2 protein-coding genes are annotated in these 1,851 nt (G+C 63.6%); both read left to right on the plus strand.

What is annotated here, in order from left to right; all coding sequences use genetic code 11:
• The first annotated feature begins 112 nt into the window (after nucleotides 1-112).
• Nucleotides 113-1,627: an IS21 family transposase gene (gene istA / locus GGQ90_RS28815; RefSeq protein ID WP_188084645.1), complete on the plus strand. Its 1,515-nt coding sequence runs from the start codon at nucleotides 113-115 to the stop codon at nucleotides 1,625-1,627.
• The coding region (locus GGQ90_RS28820; protein WP_223178515.1) for an ATP-binding protein at nucleotides 1,614-1,851 on the plus strand (238 nt) is incomplete at its 3' end. The genes istA and GGQ90_RS28820, both read left to right, overlap by 14 nt.

A 1,851-nucleotide genomic window follows, 5' to 3' on the forward strand; every position in this document is an offset into this window, starting at 1 on the left:
TGTGGATCGGCGTGCAAAAAGAACCCCGTTAGCGGGGTGATCGGCGTCTAAAAGGGACCCCTCATTTCGATGGTTTAAGCAGCCGGCTGGATTTTCAGGCGGCGAGATCGGGATGTTGGTTTTGGAGACAGTTTTACGGATCCGGCGCGAGTATGCCGGAGGCAAGGCGATCAAGGCGATCGCACGGGATCTGCATGTGTCGCGGAAGGTCATCCGCAAAGCGGTCCGAGCGCCGGAGGGCGCCTTTGATTATCAGCGCAAGGTTCAGCCGCTGCCCAGGATCGGTCCGTTCCAGGAGCGCCTGAACACGCTGCTGGAAGAGAACGAGCTGCGCGGCAGGCGTGACCGGCTGCGGATGACGCGGATCCATGACCTGCTGGTGCGAGAAGGCTTTGAGGGTTCTTACGATGCGGTGCGGCGCTATGCGACGCGCTGGAAGATCGAGCGGCGCAAGGATGCTGGCGATGGCGTCACCGCCTTCATCCCGCTGATGTTCAGGCCAGGCGAGGCCTACCAGTTCGACTGGAGCCATGAGGATGTCGAGATCGCAGGAGCGCCGATGCGGGTGAAGGTCGCGCATATGCGCCTGTGCGCGTCACGTGGGGTCTATGTCCGGGCCTATCCTCGCGAGAGCCAGGAGATGCTGTTCGACGCGCATGCGCGCGGCTTTGCCTTCTTCGGCGGCGTGCCAGGGCGCGGCATCTACGATAATATGAAGACGGCTGTGACGAGCGTGTTCACCGGCAAGGAACGCGTCTTCAACCGGCGGTTCCTGATCATGACCGACCATTATATGGTCGAGCCCACGGCCTGCTCGCCTGCGGCGGGATGGGAGAAGGGTCAGGTCGAGAACCAGGTGCAGACGATCCGGGGTCGCTTCTTCCAGCCCCGGTTGCGGTTCGCCAGTCTCGAAGAGCTCAATGGCTGGCTGGAGGCCGAGTGTCGGCGCTGGGCGGAACGGCAGCCCCATCCCGAACAGGGAGATCTGACCGTGGCGCAGATGCTGGAGATCGAACGATCTGCGCTGCAGCCGATGCTGGGACCGTTCGACGGCTTCAATGAGAGCGAGCATGCCGTGACCGGCACCTGCCTGATCAGCTTCGACCGCAACCGCTACTCAGTCCTCTCGACGGTGTCGCGACGCACCGTGCAGGTCCGGGCCTATGCCGATCGTATTGTCGTTCGCTGCGGCGAAGAGGTTGTCGCTGAACATCCGCGCTACTTCGGGCGCAACCGCACGATCTATGACCCCTGGCATTATCTGCCAGTGCTGGCCCGCAAGCCTGGCGCGCTGCGGAACGGTGCCCCCTTCCAGGACTGGGATCTACCACCGGCGCTGGCCCGTTTGCGCCGCAAGCTGGGTAATGGCGACGATGCTGATCGCCGGTTCGTCCGTGTGTTGTCGGCCGTACTGACCGATGGCCTGGAGCCTGTCGAAGCCGCTGTGCGTGAGGCACTGGCGACGGGAACGGCAAGCGACGACCTGATCCTCAACATCCTGGCACGACGCCGGGAGCCTCCGCGTCCGCTGACGATCATCACCTCCGAGGATAGCGCCTTGCGCCATCCCCCGATCGCCGACTGTGCCCGTTACGACCAGCTGAGGACCTTCGATGCAGCGGCATGATATGATCGAGGCCATGCGCGGCCTTGGTCTCAAAGGCATGGCGGGCGCGTTCGACGATGCCGTCACCACCGGCCTTCAGCGCCAGCGCACCACCATGGAGATACTGACCGACCTCCTGCGAGCGGAGGCGACGCATCGTCATGCCGCGTCGATCCGATACCGGATGGCCGCTGCCAAGCTGCCAGTCGTAAAGGACATCGATGCCTTCCGGTTCGAGGGTACCC

Origin of the sequence: Sphingobium scionense (genome assembly GCF_014197035.1) — a bacterium.
GTDB classification, from domain to species: domain Bacteria; phylum Pseudomonadota; class Alphaproteobacteria; order Sphingomonadales; family Sphingomonadaceae; genus Sphingobium; species Sphingobium scionense.